A 15821-nucleotide genomic window follows, 5' to 3' on the forward strand; every position below is an offset into this window, starting at 1 on the left:
CTGCCCGACAAGCAGGACGTCAAGGACGGCGTCATTGCCTACAAGATCGCCGCCCACGCCGCGGATCTCGCCAAGGGCCACCCCGGCGCGCGCGACTGGGACGATGCGCTGTCACGCGCGCGCTTCGAGTTCCGCTGGGAGGACCAGTTCGACCTCTCGCTCGATCCCGAGACCGCGCGCTCCTTCCACGACGAGACCCTGCCGGCCGAGGGCGCCAAGGTGGCGCACTTCTGCTCCATGTGCGGGCCGCACTTCTGCTCGATGAAGATCACGCAGGAAGTCCGTGAATACGCCAAGGCCCAAGGGCTCGCCGACGACAGCGCCGCCATCGCCCAGGGCCTGCGCGAGAAGGCGGAAGAGTTCAAGAAGTCCGGCGCCCAGCTCTACGTCCCGAAGTCCTGACCCGCCGGGCCCCTCTCCTCCTCGACGGGGAGAGGGGCCGCAGTTCGAGCCGAGACGCTCGCTTCGAGCGGTGAGGCGAGGGCTGAGAAGGCGAGGGCGCTGCTCTCTTGTCAGCTACTCCCTGAAGGTCTGCCGCAGTACCCAGATCGGCGCCATCCTCAAGGCCTCTCCCGGGCTCAGGCTGGCCGTGGCTCGCGCGCAGCGGCGCCCGCCGCGTGGAGGAGCGGCTCAGGCGTGTCGGGGTTGATCGAGCAGTCGGGTCCCAGCAGGAGCCGGCGGCCGCCCGTTTCGGCAATGGCGCTCCTCGCGCGGCCCACCAGCGCCGGGCCGGTGAACCCCGCGATATCCGGCTTGCCGGGGAATCCGCCGACGACCGCCCGCCCCGTCTTGAGCTGGCCCTCGGCCAGCGTCGGGTTTCCGGGCACCGTCGCCCAGGAGAAGGCCGTCACCGGATAGTCCAGGAACTCGTCGAAGTGCGCCGCCTCGCCACAGACGTGGAGCAGGTTGAACGGCGCGCGCGCGACGGCGCTCAGGACGCGCAGGTCGTACGGGCGCTGGAAGCGCCGGCACTCGGCCGCCGTCATGAGGGAGCGAGTGGCGAGGTTGGTCGCGTAGAAGAGCCCATCGGCTCCCGCGTCGAGGCAGGCGCCCGCATAGGCACGGAGCGTCACAGCAACGGCATCGAGGGCGTGCTCGAGGGCCGTGGGCGCGGCACGCATCAGCGAGAGCGTCTGCTCCCGGCCGCCCGTCATCAGGAAGGGCATCACCATGAGCGGCGAGAACACAGTCCAGATGATCGGCGTATCCGATCCGACTGCCGCGCGGATCAGCCGCAGGGCCTCTAACTGCTCGCCGAGGGCGCCCGCGAGCGGAGCGGCGGGCTCGAGCTTTGCCAGAGCGGCTTCGCCATCGAGCGGCGCGTGCGTCACCGTGAAGGGCACCGCGCGCTCGCGCGAGGCCCGGTACCGGAGTCCCCACATCTCGGCGAAGCACTGCGCCCGCGACTGCGGCTTGAGGTAGTCCCAGTCGAAGGTCTCGGCGAGGCGCAGCGTCTCCCCGGCCAGGCCCTCGGCGGAGTTCTCCGCGGCGAAGTTGTGCAGCCAGAAGGCGATGGGGACGCGGTCGACGGGTTCGCCGCGGAGCGCCGCCAGGACCCGCTCGCGCTTCGTCGTCATCGGGGTTTCAGCCAGTTCGTCACCGGACGGATCATGTACGGGGCCTCCGGAGGGGCTGTCGCGCGGCGTTACACGGCGTCGGGGTCAATGCCGTGCTCTTTGAGCTTCTTCCTTAGCGTGTTGCGGTTGATGCCGAGCAGCTGGGCGGCTCGGACCTGGTTGCCCTTGGTCTCGCGCATAACCGCGCGGAGGAGGGGCTTTTCGACGAGGCCCACCATGAGACTGTGCAGATTCGCCGAGGCGTGGCCGCGCAGACCGCGCACGCACTCGGCCATCTTCCTCTCGATGATCTCTTCCAGCGAGGCGTCGGCGGCCACGCTCGCCGCGGCGGAGACGGGGCCGATCGGCAGGTGCACGGGCAGAATGACGCCGCCCGAGGCCATGACCATGGCGCGCTGGATCACGTTCTCCAGCTCGCGGACATTGCCAGGCCACTCGTGGCTGGCGAGCCGGTCCATCGCCTCGGGCACGACCACGCGCTCGCCGAGCGTCTCGGAATACTTCGAGAGGAAGTGCTCGACCAGGAGCGGGATGTCACCCCGGCGCTCGCGCAGCGCGGGCAGCGAGAGGCTCACGACGTTGAGCCGGTAGAAGAGGTCCTCGCGGAACTTCCCCGACTTCATCATCGCTTCGAGATCGCGGTGAGTGGCCGCGAGCACGCGCACGTCCATGCGGATCAGCTCGTGGCCGCCCACGCGCTCGAAGGTCCGCTCCTGAAGCGCCCGCAAGAGCTTCACTTGCAGCTCCGGCGGCATGTCGCCGATCTCGTCGAAGAAGACCGTGCCGCCGTGCGCCAGCTCGAGCTTGCCGAGCCGCCGCTCCTTGGCGTCGGTGAACGCGCCCTTCTCGTGGCCGAAGAGCTCGGACTCGAGCAAGGTCGCCGGGATGGCCGCGGCCGAGATGCCGACGAAGGGCCGGCCGGCCCGCCGGCTGTAGTGGTGCAGCGCCCGCGCCACGACCTCCTTGCCCGTTCCCGACTCGCCGCGGAGGAGCACGGAGACATCGCTCGCCGCGACGCGGCCGATCGTCTTGTAGACCTCCTGCATGGTCGGGTGCCGGCCGACGAGCGCCCCGAACTCCCAAACCTCCCTGAGCCCGGTCTTGAGAGAGGTCACCTCCTGCGACAGGCGCCGGGCCAGCAGGGCACGCTCGGCCAGGAGCAGGGCCTCGTCGAGGTCGAAGGGCTTGGCCAGGTAGTCGTAGGCGCCCTTCTGCATGGCCTGTATGGCCGTCTCGACGGTGCCGTGCGCGGTCATGATCACGACCTGGGCATCGGGGCGCTTGTCGCGCACGTGGCCGAGGAGGGTCAGGCCGTCCATGCCGGGCATGCGGATGTCCAGCAGGATCAGGTCGAAGGGCTGCGCCTCGGCCTCCCGGAGGGCGGCGGTGCCGTCCTTGACCGCGGTGACCTGGTAGCCGGCCCCGCGGAAGCCCTTCTCGAGCACCCAGCGGAGCCCGTCTTCGTCGTCGGCGATGAGGATGCGCCCTTCGACCATGGTTGCCATTCTACCGTGCGATCGGGAGGAAGCAGGAGACGGCCGTGCCGCGCCCCGGCTCGCTCGTGACCTGTATTGCGCCCTTGTGCTCTTCGACGATGCGGTGGCAGAGGGCGAGGCCCAGGCCCAGGCCCCGGTCCTTGGTGGTGAAGAACGGCGTGAAGAGCTTGTCGCGAGTGGCCTCGGGTATGCCCTGCCCCTCGTCGGCGATCTGGATCTCGGCGAGGCTCTTCTGGCCCTGGCCCAGGTCCACCTTGGCGAATAGCGGGTTCATGGACAATCGCGTGACGAGCGTGAGACGTCCCCCGCCGGGCATGGCCTCGATGGCGTTGCGCACGAGGTTGTGGAAGACCTGCATGATGCGGTCCTCGTCGGCCAGGATCGGCGGCAGGCTGGGGTCGTAGCGCCGGACGAACTGGACGCCGAGCGAGGTCGCCTCCTCCTCGAGCAGGAGGGCCACGCGCTCGAGGAGCTGGTGGACGTTGAGCGGCACGGCGCGGAGCGTGACCGGGCGCCCGAGGTCCAGCAACATCTCGATGATGCTGTTGACCCGGGTCACTTCTTTGAGTAGAACCGCAGTGTACTCTCCCCAACGGGCCTCGTCCCCGAGCTCGCGCTGCATGAGCTGCACGACGCCGCGGATGGCCGAGAGCGGGTTGCGGATCTCGTGGGCGAGCCCGACGGCCATCTGGCCCGCCGCGGCCAGGGTCTCGCCGCGGCGCACCTCGGACTCGAGCTGGCGGAGGCGCGATATGTCGCGCACGACGGCGACGGCGGAGGTGACCGCCCCGCTCCGGCCGGCCAGCGGCGCCGTCACAAGGCTTACGTGCACGGGGCGGCCGTCGGGACCCTCGATCACGGCGGAGGACTCGGAACGGCTCTCGCCGGTGACGAGCGTGTCTGTCAGATGCCGCACGAGGGAGGTTTCCGGCGGGAAGACCTCCTTGAGGGCGCGGCCGGTCACGCGCCGCGCGGAACGGCCGAGGAGATCCTCCGCAGCCGGGTTCCACAGGATGATCCGGAGATCGGCGTCCACGCCGACGAGCGCGTCCGGCAGCCCGTTCACCAGCGCCTCGTAGTCCAGAAAGGCCATCACGCCAACGCCAGGTCGGGGATGGCGTTCATGGTCAGCGGCGCGCGCTCGCCCGCCTCGAGCCGGTCGTTGCCCGCGGCGGCGATCATCGCCGCATTGTCGGTGCAGAGCCGTCGGGAGGGAACCATGAGCTCCCAGCCGCGATCGACGCACCCACCCTCGAGCGCTCCTCGCAGCTCCGTGTTGGCGGCGACGCCGCCCGTCAGGACCACACGGCGGGTGCCGAGCCGCTGCCCGGCGTGGAGCGTCTGCCGGACGAGCATCTTGACCACCGTCGCCTGGAAGGACGCGGCGACGTCCGCGACCTGATTTGGCGACAGGCTTCCGGCGCGGCGAACGTGCAGGGACACCGCGGTCTTGATCCCGCTGAAGGAGAAGTCCAGGGCGCCGTCGGTCATGTTGGCCGTGGGAAAGCGGATGGCCGTGGCGTACCCGCCGCGGGCCGCGCGCTCGATGGCGGGACCTCCCGGATAGCCCAGGCCCAGGAGCTTGGCGACCTTGTCGAAGGCCTCGCCCGCGGCGTCGTCGCGCGTCTGCCCGACTCGGGCGTAGCGCCGCGGCGCCTCCGCGACGTACAGCGCGGTGTGACCGCCCGAGACGACGAGGGCGAGGAACGGGTAGTCGGGGGTGCGCTCCTCGAGGAAGGCCGCGTAGATGTGGCCTTCGAGGTGATTCACGGCTACTAGGGGCGTGCCGTGCACCCACGCCAGCGCCTTGGCCGCCGAACAGCCGACAAGGAGCGAGCCGACGAGCCCGGGCCCCTGGGTCACGGCGATGCCGTCCAGATCGCGCAGTCCCATGCCGGCCTCGGCCAGCGCGCGGCGGATGACGGGCACGACCACCTCGAGGTGGCGGCGCGAGGCGAGCTCGGGCACCACGCCGCCGTAGGGGGCGTGGACCTCGTCCTGGGAAAGGACGACGCTCGAGAGCACCTTGCGTCCGCCGTCGAGCACGGCGGCGGCGGTCTCGTCGCAGGAGGTCTCGATGCCGAGCACGATCATGATTTACTCAGCCCTCGCCTCACGGCTTCGCCCTTCGGCTCGAACCGCCACACCAGCGGGATCGACCCAGCTCTCGCCTCGCGGCGGCCACCGCCGCCTCTCAGCTCGAACAGCGGGCATCGTCTCAGCTCGCAAGTCAACTACTTGGCCAGCTGGGAGACGGGCACGAGGCGGATGCCGCGGGCCTCCCAGCGCGAGACGTACTCGCGCAGGAGCCGCGCCGTCAGCGGATGCCCGTGCGCGATGACGATCACCTCGCCGCGGCGCTCCGCCCACCAGGCGACCTCGTCCCACCGCACGCGGTCGCCGGCCTCGCCGGCCGCGTGGTCGACGACAATCTGCCGCCGCCCGGCGCGGAGCCCCAGCGCCTTGGCCTCGTCGTAGGCGACGGAGAGGTTGCTCGCGAGCCCGTCCACCAGGAAGAGGCGCCGCCCCGCCAGCACCTCCAGCACCGTGCGCATGCGTGTCCTATCCTCGGTCATCCGCGAGCCCATGTGGTTGGTCACGCCCACGGCGCCCGGCACGCTCGCCAGATGCGCGCCGACCTGCGCCTGCAGCTCCTGCGGGCCCATCGCCATCAGCAGCGCGCCGGGGCCCGGATCCACTTCGGGGAAGCGGTACGGCTCCATGGGAAGGTCGAGGATGACCTCCATCCCCGCCTGCGCGGCTTCGCGCGCCGTCCACTCGGACAGCGGCAGACCCGGCAGGATGGCCACTGTCAGCGGCCGCCGTATGTCCCGGAGCGGGTCAAAGACATCGCGCCGGGCGCCGAGATTGTCGATGATGACGGCCACGCGCGGCGCGCTCACCGGACCCGGCCCCGCCTGGGGGGCCGGCGGCGCCGGCGAGGCGGGCTGCGCCGGGCGCGGGTCCCGAAGCTTTGGGGCCGCGGGGGCCCGCAAGGGCGTTGCGGGAGCCGGCAACGACAACCACGGCAGGCCGAAAAGGCTCACCTCGCCGCGGCGGGACTGCCACTGGTCGAGCCCCACCACGGCGACCAGCAGGACCGCGATGAGACCGGCGAGAGCCGTCCAGACTCGCGCCGGCATGCCGCCCGATCAGCGCGCCGAGGTCTGCGCCGGCGCGCCCGCCGGACGGGTCGTCTTGTCCAGGATCTTCATCCCCTTGAGCAGGTCGAGCGCGCGCTGCAGCTGCGGGTCGCGCTTGAGCTGGTCCATGAGACGCGCCTGCTCGTCGAGCGGCGGCTGCTGCGGCTGCACCTCGGGCGTCTGGCCCGCAGCGGGCTTGGGCGCCTCCACGATGATGTCCGGCGTGATGCCCTTGCCGTGGATGGAGCGACCCTTGGGGGTGTAGTACTTCGCGGTCGTGAGCCTGAGTCCCGAGCCGTCGGAGAGCGGGATGATCGTCTGCACGGAGCCCTTGCCGAAGCTCTGCGTCCCCAGCACCACCGCGCGCCCCCAGTCCTGGAGCGCCCCTGCCACGATCTCGGAGGCCGAGGCGCTGCCCTGGTTGACGAGGATGACGATGGGGAAGTCCGAGTAGATGCGCTTGCCGCTCGCCTGGAAGCGCATGTTCTGGGTCCGCACGCGCCCCTCGGTGTACACGATCAGCTTCCCGGGCTCGAGGAACTTCTCGCTCACCTCGACGGATGACGTCAGGAGCCCGCCCGGGTTGTTGCGCAGGTCGAGCACCAGCCCCTCGATCTTCTTGCCCTTGGAGTACTTCTCGAGCGCGGTCTCGATGTCAGTGCCCGTCTGCTCCTGGAACTGGCGCAGCCTGATGTACTCGATGCCGGGCTCGAGCTCCGCGCTCTTGACGGACTGGACCCGGATCTGCTCGCGGATGATCGTGAAATCCTTCGGCTCCGTCCACCCCTCGCGGATCAGGCTGATGACGATCTTGCTGCCCGGCTTGCCGCGCATGCGCTTGACGGCGTCGGTCAGCTGCATGTCCTTGGTCGAGATGCCCTCGATCTTCACGATGCGGTCGCCGGGTTGGACGCCGGCGCGGTAGGCGGGCGTGCCCTCGATGGGGGTGACGACGGTGAGGACGTCGTCACGCAGCGTGATCTCGATCCCCAGGCCCCCGAAGCTGCCCGAGGTCTCCACCTGCATCTCGCGGTACATCTCGGGGTCGAGGAAGGAGGAGTGCGGGTCGAGGCCCCTGAGCGTGCCCTTGATGGCGCTGTAGATGATCTCTTTGGGGGGCAGCTCGTCGACGTACTGGCTCTGGATGATCGACAGCACCTCGGTGAAGAGGTGCAGGTTCTCGTAGGTCGCCGCCTGCTCGTTGCTCTTGCTGGCCACCCCGCCGCCCAGCGACAGGGTGAGCAGGAGCAGGACCGCCGCGATCATTACCGCCTTCTTCACGTGCCGAAGCGAGCCCATCGTGGTCTCCTTGGTCCTGCTATTTGTCCCCTACCCTCGGGGTCTGAGCCATTGAGCGGGGTCCTGGGGCTTCCCCTGGTAGCGCACCTCGAAATAGAGGCGCGGCCCCTGGAGTGAGCCCGTGTCCCCGACCGTGCCGATCACCTGTCCCTGTCTGACGTCGTCCCCCTCGGCCACCTTCATGTCGGCGACGTGAGCGTAGAGCGTGTAGTACTCGCTGCCGTGGTCCACGATAATCAGGTTCCCGTACCCCCGGAACCAGCCCGTGTAGAGCACGTGGCCCGGGAAGACGACGTGGACATTCGACCCCTCGCCGGCGTCGATGTCGATCCCGTTCCGGAACGTCTTCGTCCCGAAGCGCGGGTTGACGCGCGTGCCGTACTCCTCGACAACCCGCCCTGGCGCGGGCCACTCCAGCCGCCCGCGCATCGCCCCCAGCCCCACTCCCGGCGTGCCCTCACCGGGCGTCGCCTTCGGCGGCTTCGAAGAGGGCGGCGGGATCTTCGCGACCCGCCGCTTCTCCTGGAGGTCCCGGATGAAGGCCTCCAGGCGCCGCGTGGCTTCGCTGAGCTCCCCGACCATCCGGTCGTGGTACGCCCGCTCGTCCCTGACCCGCGCGAGCAGCGCCCGCCGCTTGGCCACCTCGCGGTCCGCCTCGGCCCGCTCGCCCTCCGCCTCGGTCCGGAGAGCCGACATCTCCCCGCGGCGGGCCTCCAGCCTGCTCCTCCGGTCCATCAAACCCTCGGAAGTTACACGATACTCTTGAATCATCCGGGCGTCCACCGTCGCGAGCGTGGTCAGGTGGCGAAGGCGCACGGCTTGGGCGATCGGGTCGTCGCCCGAGAGGAGGACGGGCAGCGCCCCACCCTGGACCTGCATCCGGTACATCGCGCGCAGGCGTTGGGCCATGGCGTCTTCCTGTCCCGAGCGCATGTTCTCGAGGCGGGCGATATCGCGCTGGAAGTCGCCCATCTCGGCCTGGGTGTGCCTGATCCGCCCGTCGAGCAGCGCGACCTGCTTGCGCTTGTCGTTCAGCCGCCGGTCGATCGTCTCGAGCTCTGAGAGGATGCCGGCTTCGCGCTTGCGCGCCTCCGCAGCCTTGGTGCGCTCCTCCTTGAGGCGCTTCTGCGCCTGCTGGAGCGCGCGCTCCTTCTCGTTGAGGTCCGCGCCGTCCTTCTTCTGCTGTCCCGTCGCAGGCAACGCGAGAGCCAGCACGAGGAACAGGAGCGCCGGCGCGGACCGGGAGGCGCGCATCACACCGTCACCCGGCCGCGGGCCAGGAGGCCGCCCAGCGCGCCCAGGAGGGCGCCGCCCGCGATCAGGAACAGGATCTGCGGCAGCGAGAGGAAGACCGCGCGGGCCAGGCCCAAGGTCAGCTGCAGCAGCGGCGCGAGCCGTGGCGCCCCGACGGCAAAGGCCGCCTCGAGCAGAGCCAGCGCTACGACGGCGCCCAGCAGGCCCTGGACCATGCCCTGCAGAAGCTGCGGGAGCCGGATGACGGATTCGCTCGCGCCGACGAGCCGCATGATCTCCGTCTCCGCGCGGCGCGCGTGCAGGACCAGCGTGGTCGCGGTTGTCACCGTCAGGATGGCGGCCAGCGCCAGCACGGCTCCCACGGCAAGGCCTACGACCTGGAAGAGACGCTGCCAACGGGCGAGGCCCTCGACCCATTCCGCACCGCCCTGGACTTCCTCGGCCTCGGAGAAGACGGCGAGCCGACCGGCGAGCGCGCGAGTAGCCTCAGGAGTGGTGGAGCCTTCGGCCGGCGTCACCTCGAGCGAGGCCGGCAGCGGGTTGCGCGGCAGGTGATCGACGACGCCGGCCTGGGAGCCGAGCGACTGGCGCAGCGAGCGGAGCGCCTCGGCCTTCCCGACGTAGCGCACGCGCTGGACGCCGTCGAGCGCTTCGACGCGGCGGGTAAGGTCGGCGAGGGCGGCGGTCGAGGGCTCTTCCCGGAGAAAGACCACCACCCTGACGCGGTCGCGCCACTGCCCGACGGCCCGCCCGAGGTTCAAGGACAGCAGCCAGAAGCCGCCCAGCGCCGTCAGCGAGAGCGTGATGAGCAGGATGGCGCTGACACCGACGCGGCCCGCGCGCCGGAGATCCACGAGGGCCTCGCTGACGATGAAGCTCAGCATCTGGGGCTCAGCATCTGGGGCTCATCCCTCGTCCTTGACCAAGACGCCGCCTTCGAGCCTCAGGGTCCGGCGCTTGAGCTGAGCGGCCAATCGCGCCTGGTGAGTCGCGAAGAGCACCGTGGTGCCGCGGCTCGAGATGTCCTTGATCAGGTCGAGGATCTCGCGAGCCATTGCCTCGTCCAGGTTGCCCGTCGGCTCGTCTGCCAGCAGGAGCGCCGGGGATTTCACGATCGCCCGCGCGAGGGCGGCCCGCTGGGCCTCGCCCTGCGAAAGCTGCGCCGGGTAGGCCTGGGCTCGCGAGGAGAGGCCGACGGCCTTGAGCGCCTGGAAGGCCCTGGGCGTGATGTCACGGCGCTCGGTGCCCAGGACGCGCAGGACGAAGGCGATGTTCTCGAAGACGGTGCGGCCCGAGAGGAGCTTGGCGTCCTGGAAGACGATGCCGAGCGAGCGCCGGAGGAGCGGGACTTCCCGACGGCGCAGCGCCATGACGTCGAAGCCGGCGACCTCGATCTCGCCGTCCGAGGCCTGCTCGTCGGCGTAGAGGAGGCGAAGGAGCGTCGTCTTGCCGGCCCCGCTGGCGCCCGAGAGGACGACGAACTCGCCCTTCTCGACGGCGAACGAGATGTCACTGAGGGCCGGCAGCTTCATCGGCCCGCTTTCGAAGACCTTGCAGACCCGGTGGAGCCGTATCATAGGGCTCCGCCCATTCTATCTAACCCTTCAGAGTTTCGATAGTTTTTCGGCCAGAAGTGAGTTCACGACACCGGGGCTCGCCTTGCCCACTGTAGCCTTCATGACCTGCCCGACGAGGAACGCCAAGGCGGCTTTCTTGCCGGCCTTGTAGTCCTCGACGACCTTGGCGTGCTCGGCCAGGACCCCGTCCACGACGGCGCCGAGCGCGCCCGCGTCGGCGACCTGGGTCAGGCCCTCACGGCTGACGATAGTCCGCGCGTCCTCGCCCGAGCGGTACATCTTCTCGAAGACGTCCTTGGCGATCTTGCCGCTGATGGTGCCGTCCTCGATGAGCGTGATGAGGCCCGCGAGCTTACCGGGCGAAATGGCGCAGGCGGCGACCGCGCGCTCGTCGTCGCCGGGAAGCTCGCGAAGCAGCTCGTTGAGGATCCAGTTGGCCGCGGCCTTCGGCTTGCCGCACTGGGCGACGGCGGCCTCGAAGTAGTCGGCCAGCGCGCGGCTCCCGGTCAAAAGGTCCGCGTCGTAGGCGGTGAGCGCGTGGGCCCGCATGAAGCGCGCGCGACGGGCGGCCGGCAGCTCGGGCAGCGTGACGCGCACGGCCTCGATCCAGCGCGCCCCGACGTTGAGAGGCGGAAGGTCGGGCTCCGGGAAGTAGCGGTAGTCGTGGGCGAACTCCTTCGAGCGCATGGAGACCGTCTGCCCCTTGTCGGGGTCCCAGAGGCGCGTCTCCTGCACGATCCGCTCCCCAGCGTCGAGCGCGCGGCCCTGCCGCTTCATCTCGTACTCGAGCGCGTGCTGGACGTTCCGGAAGGAGTTCATGTTCTTGACCTCGACCTTGGTCCCGAGCGGGATCGCCCCGACCCGCTTCAGCGAGATGTTGGCATCGCACCGCATGGATCCTTCTTCCATGTTGCCGTCGCAGACGCCCAGGTAGACGACGATGGCCCGGAGCCCGCGCAGGTAGGCGCCCGCCTCCTCGGAGGTTCGGATGTCCGGCTTGGAGACGATCTCCATGAGCGGCACACCGGCGCGGTTAAAGTCCACCTGGCTCGACTGCGCCGTCTCGAGGCTGCCCTCGTGGATGAGCTTGCCGACGTCCTCCTCGAGGTGGAGGCGCTCGATGCCGATCCGGCGCGCGGCGCCGTCCACCTCGATGTCGAGATGGCCGTGCTCCGCCAGCGGCTCCTCGTACTGGCTGATCTGGTAGTTCTTCGGCATGTCCGGGTAGTAGTAGTGCTTGCGCGCGAAGCGGTTGTCCGCGTTCACGGTGCAGTGAATCGCCAGCGAGGTCTTGATCCCGAACTCGACCGCCCGCCGGTTGATGACCGGCAGCGTCCCCGGCATGCCCTGGCAGACGGGGCAGGTCTGGGTATTGGGCGGCGCGCCGAAGACCGTCGAGCAGCCGCAGAACATCTTCGACCGCGTCAGGAGCTGCGCGTGGACCTCGAGGCCGATGACGACGTCGTACGCCCCGCTCATGCGGTGAGCCCCGGCTTTCTCTCCCGCCACGTGGTGGCCGCCTCGTACGCCTTGGCCGTGCGCAGCAGCGTCGCCTCGTCGAAGGCCTTGCCGATGACCTGGAGCCCGATCGGCAGCCCCGCCTTCGTAAAGCCCGCCGGCACCGACAGCCCCGGCAGCCCGGCCAGGTTGACGGGAATGGTGAACACGTCGTTGAGGTACATGGAGAGCGGGTCCTCCTTCTCGCCCATCTTGAAGGCGGCGCTCGGCGTGGTCGGTGCCACGATCACGTCCACGCGCTCGAAAGCTCTCTGGAAATCGCGCTGGACGAGCGTGCGCACCTTCTGCGCCTTGCCATAGTAGGCGTCGTAGTAGCCCGCGGAGAGCGCGTACGTGCCGAGCATGACGCGCCGCTTGACCTCGGCGCCGAACCCCGCGCCGCGCGTCCGGCTGTACATGTCGATGAGATCGCGCGCGCCGGGGACGCGCAGGCCGTACTTGACCCCGTCGTAGCGCGCGAGGTTGGAAGAGCACTCGGCCGGCGCGATCAGGTAGTAGGCGGCGAGACCGTACTCGGTATGCGGCAGCGAGACGCTCTCGGTCTTCGCCCCAAGGCCCTTCAACGTCTCGATGGCCGCCCGCACCGCCGCTTCGACTTCCGCGTCCAGCCCTTCGATGAAATACTCCGCGGGGATCCCGACCCTCAGGCCCTGCACGCCCCGCGAGAGCTCTGCCGCGTAGTCCGGTACCGGGATCGCGGCCGAGGTCGAGTCCAGCGGGTCGTGGCCCGCTATCGCCTGGAGCATCAGCGCGGCGTCGAGGACGTCCTTGGCGAACGGGCCGACCTGGTCGAGGGACGACGCGAAGGCGACGAGGCCGAAGCGCGAGACGCGCCCGTAGGTCGGCTTGAGACCGACGTTGCCGCAGAAAGCCGCGGGCTGGCGGATGGAGCCGCCCGTGTCGGTGCCGAGCGTCGCCGCCGCGAGGTCGGCGGCGACCGCGGCCGCCGAGCCTCCGGAAGACCCGCCGGGCACGCGGGAGAGATCCCACGGGTTGCGCGTCGTGAAATAGGCCGAGTTCTCCGTGGAGGAGCCCATGGCGAACTCGTCCATGTTGAGCTTGCCCAGGATGACTGCGCCGGCTCGGACAAGCCGTGCGACGACAGTCGCATCATAGGGCGGCACGAATCCCTCGAGGATCTTCGAGCCGCAGGTGGTCCGGACTCCCCGAGTGCAGAACACGTCCTTGACGCCGAGCGGGACGCCGTCGAGCGGGCCGAGGGACGCACCGGACTTGAAGCGCGCGTCCGCCTCCGCCGCCCTGGCGAGCGCGGCCTCGCCCGTGACGGTCAGGTACGCCTTCACCTTGGGATCGAGCGCCGCGATGCGCGCGAGATACTCCCGTGCGGCCTGCGTGGGCGTCGCGTCTCCGAGGCGGAAGCGCGCGCCCAATTCGTGGATCGTGAGGTCCGTCAGCATCCCCTACTCTTCGATGGACTCTTCGATGATTCGGGGCACGCGGAAGAACTCGCCGCTCCGGTCGGGCGCGTTCGCCAGCATGTCGGCCTGCGGCAGCGACGGCGCGGGCTCGTCCTCGCGCATCACGTTGGTCATGGGCACGGCGTGGGAGGTCGGCGGCACCCCTTCGGTGTCCAGCGCCCGGAGCTTGTCGATATAGGACAGGATGCCGTCGAGCTCGCGGCGCATGCGCTCCTTCTCGGCGTCCGAGAGCGCCAGACGCGCCAGGCGGGCCACGTGGTCCACTTCCTTCATCGTGATCTTCAGCTCGGGCATAACTACAGCTCCTCCAGGTGCGCGTATTGGAGGGAGAGGCGCTTGCGGCCGACGCTGGCGAAGTGGACGGTGGCGATGACATCGCTGCCTTCTCTCTGGATGCCGACCAGGAGCCCCTCGCCCCAGCGCACGTGGCGGAGCTTCGCGCCGACGCGGAAGGGCAGGTCGGGGTCCTCCACCGCCGCCGGCAGGCTTGCCGCCGCCGCGCGCGGCACGGCAGGCGAGGGCCGCAACGCGTTGAGCAGCACCCGCTGCGCCTCGGGAACTTCCAGCAGAAAACGTGAGGGCTCCCCCGCCCCATAGCCCTGGATGCGCCTGTGGAGGGCGTAGGAAAGCCACAACCGCTGTTCCGCCCGCGTGACGCCGACGTAGAAGAGCCGGCGCTCCTCCTCGAGCTCCTCGGCGTCGTCCATGGAGCGCGAGTGCGGAAAGACGCCCTCCTCCAGCCCGGTGAGGAAGACCGCGGGGAACTCGAGCCCCTTGGCTGAGTGAAGCGTCATGAGCGTGACGCCTTCGTCCGTGTCGTCGAGGGAATCCACGTCAGCCACCAGGGCGATCGAGTCAAGGAAGGCTTCGAGCGGCGCGCCCTCGGCGCCCGCCGCTTCTTGGGCGACGACGAACTCCTCGGAGGCCGCCACCAGCTCCTCGATGTTCTCGAGCCGCGCGTCGGCCTCGGCCGTCCGCTGCGCCTTGAGCGCATCGCGGAAGCCGGAGCTGCCCGCCACTAGGTCGATAAGCGCCGGCACCGTCATGGTCGCGCGACCCTCCCCCAGGCGGGCAACGAGCCGCGCGAAGTCTTCGAGGGCGCCGCGCGCCTTCGCCGTCACGTCGGCAGGCAGCGCCGCGCATGCCGCCAAGAGCGGGATCCCGTGCGCCCGCGCGGCCTCGGACAGGCGGTCGAGCGTGGCCTTGCCGATGCCGCGGCTGGGCGCCGCGACGGCGCGGCGGAAGGCGATGTCGTCCGCCGGGTTGACTGCCAGGCGCAGGTAGGCGATCACGTCCTTGATCTCGCGGCGCTCGTAGAAGCGTACGCCGCCCACGATGACGTAGGGAATGCTCGCGCGCCGGAGCGCGTCTTCGAGCACGCGCGACTGGGCGTTGGTCCGGTAGAACAACGCCACGTCGTCGTAGTCCAGGCCCTGGCCGTGCAGGGACCGGACCGTCTGCGCCACCCAGCCCGCCTCCTCGTTCTCGTCCCAGGCGCGGTAGACCTGCGCCCGCTCGCCTTCGTCGTTCTCCGTCCAGAGGCGCTTGTCTCGGCGCGCGCGGTTGTTCGCGATGACCGCCGACGCGATGTCGAGGATGCGCTTGGTCGAGCGGTAGTTCTGCTCGAGCGGCACCACGAGGCAGTCGGGGAAGTCCTTTTCGAAGTCGAGGATGTTGCGCAGGTCGGCCCCGCGCCAGCGGTACACGGACTGGTCGGGGTCGCCGACCACGCAGAGGTTCCTGTGCTCCTGGGTCAGGAGCTGGATGATGCGGTACTGGGCGCGGTTGGTGTCCTGGTACTCGTCGACGAGCACATACGTCCAGAGCGCGCGGTACCAGGCGAGCGCCTCGCGGGACGTCTCGAAGAGCCGCACGACCAGCAGCAGGAGGTCGTCGAAGTCCGCGCCGCCCGCGGCCCGCAGCTTCTCTTCGTATCTCCGGTAGAGCGTCGCGATCCGCTCCTCGCGGGGCGTGCGGGCGAGGCGCTCGGCTTCTTCCACGGACAGCATCTGGTTCTTGGCGTGACTGATGCGGTGGACGATCGAGGCGGGCGTGGTCTGCCGCTCGTCCATGTCGAGCTCACGCATGGCCTCCTTGACCAGCGTGAGCCGGTCCTCCTCGTCGTAGATGACGAAGGACGGCCTAAGCCCGACCAGCGTCGCGCGCTCGCGCAGGATGCGCACGCAGGTCGAGTGGAACGTCGCGATGAGCGGCGGGCGGATCCCGGCCGGCAGGACGAGGTCCTCGACCCGGCGCCGCATCTCTCCCGCAGCCCTGTTGGTGAAGGTTACGGCGAGCACGTGGCGGGGATGGACGCCCTCGACGCCGAGGAGCCACGCGATCCGGTGGGCGATGACACGCGTCTTGCCGCTGCCGGCGCCGGCCAGCACCAGCACGGGGCCCTTGGTCGCCTGGACGGCCTGCTGCTGGGCGGGATTGAGCGAGGCGAGAACGGTCTCCGGGGCGACGGCGGGCCGCAGCATGGATACGTACGATATCACACCGCCCGAGCGGCCGC

At 70.0% G+C, this 15821-nt stretch carries 14 protein-coding genes and 1 pseudogene; 1 reads left to right on the top strand and 14 read right to left on the bottom strand.

Going from position 1 to position 15821, the window contains the following annotated elements:
* On the top strand, positions 1-402 hold a 402-nt coding region (locus tag VGV06_21190), incomplete at its 5' end, for a phosphomethylpyrimidine synthase ThiC (protein ID HEV2057656.1).
* Between the two features lie 176 nt (positions 403-578).
* Here the strand turns inward: VGV06_21190 and VGV06_21195 are convergent.
* The 14 genes and pseudogenes from VGV06_21195 to VGV06_21260 form a co-directional block, all read right to left on the bottom strand.
* The gene (locus VGV06_21195) at positions 579-1577 is read right to left on the bottom strand and encodes a uroporphyrinogen decarboxylase family protein (protein ID HEV2057657.1); all 999 of its coding nucleotides are present in this window, start codon (positions 1575-1577) and stop codon (positions 579-581) included.
* An 84-nt stretch (positions 1578-1661) separates the two neighbouring features.
* On the bottom strand, positions 1662-2012 hold the full coding sequence (locus VGV06_21200) for a hypothetical protein (protein ID HEV2057658.1): 351 nt from the start codon (positions 2010-2012) through the stop codon (positions 1662-1664).
* A 128-nt stretch (positions 2013-2140) separates the two neighbouring features.
* Positions 2141-3082: pseudogene (locus VGV06_21205) on the bottom strand (sigma-54 dependent transcriptional regulator).
* Position 3083: 1 nt separating this feature from the next.
* A complete protein-coding gene (locus tag VGV06_21210; GenBank protein ID HEV2057659.1) occupies positions 3084-4166 on the bottom strand; it encodes an ATP-binding protein in 1083 nt (360 codons plus the stop codon).
* Positions 4166-5170, bottom strand: coding sequence for a tRNA (adenosine(37)-N6)-threonylcarbamoyltransferase complex transferase subunit TsaD (gene tsaD / locus VGV06_21215; protein HEV2057660.1), 1005 nt, complete (start codon positions 5168-5170; stop codon positions 4166-4168). The genes VGV06_21210 and tsaD overlap by 1 nt, the downstream gene beginning before the upstream one ends.
* Before the next feature lie 137 nt (positions 5171-5307).
* Complete coding sequence (locus tag VGV06_21220) at positions 5308-6216, bottom strand: divergent polysaccharide deacetylase family protein (protein ID HEV2057661.1); 909 nt, start codon at positions 6214-6216, stop codon at positions 5308-5310.
* 9 nt (positions 6217-6225) lie between these two features.
* Complete coding sequence (locus VGV06_21225) at positions 6226-7515, bottom strand: S41 family peptidase (GenBank protein ID HEV2057662.1); 1290 nt, start codon at positions 7513-7515, stop codon at positions 6226-6228.
* 30 nt (positions 7516-7545) lie between these two features.
* Positions 7546-8769 carry a peptidoglycan DD-metalloendopeptidase family protein gene (locus VGV06_21230; protein HEV2057663.1) on the bottom strand — a complete coding sequence of 408 codons (1224 nt, stop codon included), beginning with the start codon at positions 8767-8769 and terminating at the stop codon, positions 7546-7548.
* Positions 8769-9653: a permease-like cell division protein FtsX gene (locus VGV06_21235; GenBank protein ID HEV2057664.1), complete on the bottom strand. Its 885-nt coding sequence runs from the start codon at positions 9651-9653 to the stop codon at positions 8769-8771. The genes VGV06_21230 and VGV06_21235 overlap by 1 nt, the downstream gene beginning before the upstream one ends.
* 21 nt (positions 9654-9674) lie before the next feature.
* Positions 9675-10346 carry an ATP-binding cassette domain-containing protein gene (locus VGV06_21240; GenBank protein HEV2057665.1) on the bottom strand — a complete coding sequence of 224 codons (672 nt, stop codon included), beginning with the start codon at positions 10344-10346 and terminating at the stop codon, positions 9675-9677.
* A gap of 27 nt (positions 10347-10373) precedes the next feature.
* Positions 10374-11825 (bottom strand): Asp-tRNA(Asn)/Glu-tRNA(Gln) amidotransferase subunit GatB, encoded by a 1452-nt coding sequence (gene gatB / locus VGV06_21245; protein ID HEV2057666.1) that lies wholly within the window; start codon positions 11823-11825, stop codon positions 10374-10376.
* Positions 11822-13282, bottom strand: a complete 1461-nt coding sequence (gene gatA, locus VGV06_21250) for an Asp-tRNA(Asn)/Glu-tRNA(Gln) amidotransferase subunit GatA (GenBank protein ID HEV2057667.1) — start codon at positions 13280-13282, stop codon at positions 11822-11824. Before gatA ends, gatB begins: the two co-directional genes overlap by 4 nt.
* 3 nt (positions 13283-13285) lie before the next feature.
* On the bottom strand, positions 13286-13588 hold the full coding sequence (gatC, locus tag VGV06_21255) for an Asp-tRNA(Asn)/Glu-tRNA(Gln) amidotransferase subunit GatC (GenBank protein HEV2057668.1): 303 nt from the start codon (positions 13586-13588) through the stop codon (positions 13286-13288).
* 11 nt (positions 13589-13599) lie between these two features.
* Positions 13600-15786 carry a UvrD-helicase domain-containing protein gene (locus VGV06_21260; GenBank protein ID HEV2057669.1) on the bottom strand — a complete coding sequence of 729 codons (2187 nt, stop codon included), beginning with the start codon at positions 15784-15786 and terminating at the stop codon, positions 13600-13602.
* Positions 15787-15821 lie beyond the last annotated feature (35 nt).

It is taken from the genome of Candidatus Methylomirabilota bacterium, assembly GCA_035936835.1.
GTDB lineage: Bacteria > Methylomirabilota > Methylomirabilia > Rokubacteriales > CSP1-6 > AR37.

Excerpts from the sequence above, each read along its gene's own strand:
- VGV06_21195 (HEV2057657.1), bottom strand. The coding sequence starts at position 1,577 with ATGACGACGAAGCGCGAGCGGGTCCTGGCGGCGCTCCGCGGCGAACCC.
- VGV06_21210 (HEV2057659.1), bottom strand. The coding sequence starts at position 4,166 with ATGGCCTTTCTGGACTACGAGGCGCTGGTGAACGGGCTGCCGGACGCG.
- VGV06_21220 (HEV2057661.1), bottom strand. The coding sequence starts at position 6,216 with ATGCCGGCGCGAGTCTGGACGGCTCTCGCCGGTCTCATCGCGGTCCTG.
- VGV06_21225 (HEV2057662.1), bottom strand. The coding sequence starts at position 7,515 with ATGGGCTCGCTTCGGCACGTGAAGAAGGCGGTAATGATCGCGGCGGTC.
- VGV06_21230 (HEV2057663.1), bottom strand. The coding sequence starts at position 8,769 with ATGCGCGCCTCCCGGTCCGCGCCGGCGCTCCTGTTCCTCGTGCTGGCT.
- VGV06_21235 (HEV2057664.1), bottom strand. The coding sequence starts at position 9,653 with ATGCTGAGCTTCATCGTCAGCGAGGCCCTCGTGGATCTCCGGCGCGCG.
- VGV06_21240 (HEV2057665.1), bottom strand. The coding sequence starts at position 10,346 with ATGATACGGCTCCACCGGGTCTGCAAGGTCTTCGAAAGCGGGCCGATG.
- gatB (HEV2057666.1), bottom strand. The coding sequence starts at position 11,825 with ATGAGCGGGGCGTACGACGTCGTCATCGGCCTCGAGGTCCACGCGCAG.
- gatA (HEV2057667.1), bottom strand. The coding sequence starts at position 13,282 with ATGCTGACGGACCTCACGATCCACGAATTGGGCGCGCGCTTCCGCCTC.
- VGV06_21260 (HEV2057669.1), bottom strand. The coding sequence starts at position 15,786 with ATGCTGCGGCCCGCCGTCGCCCCGGAGACCGTTCTCGCCTCGCTCAAT.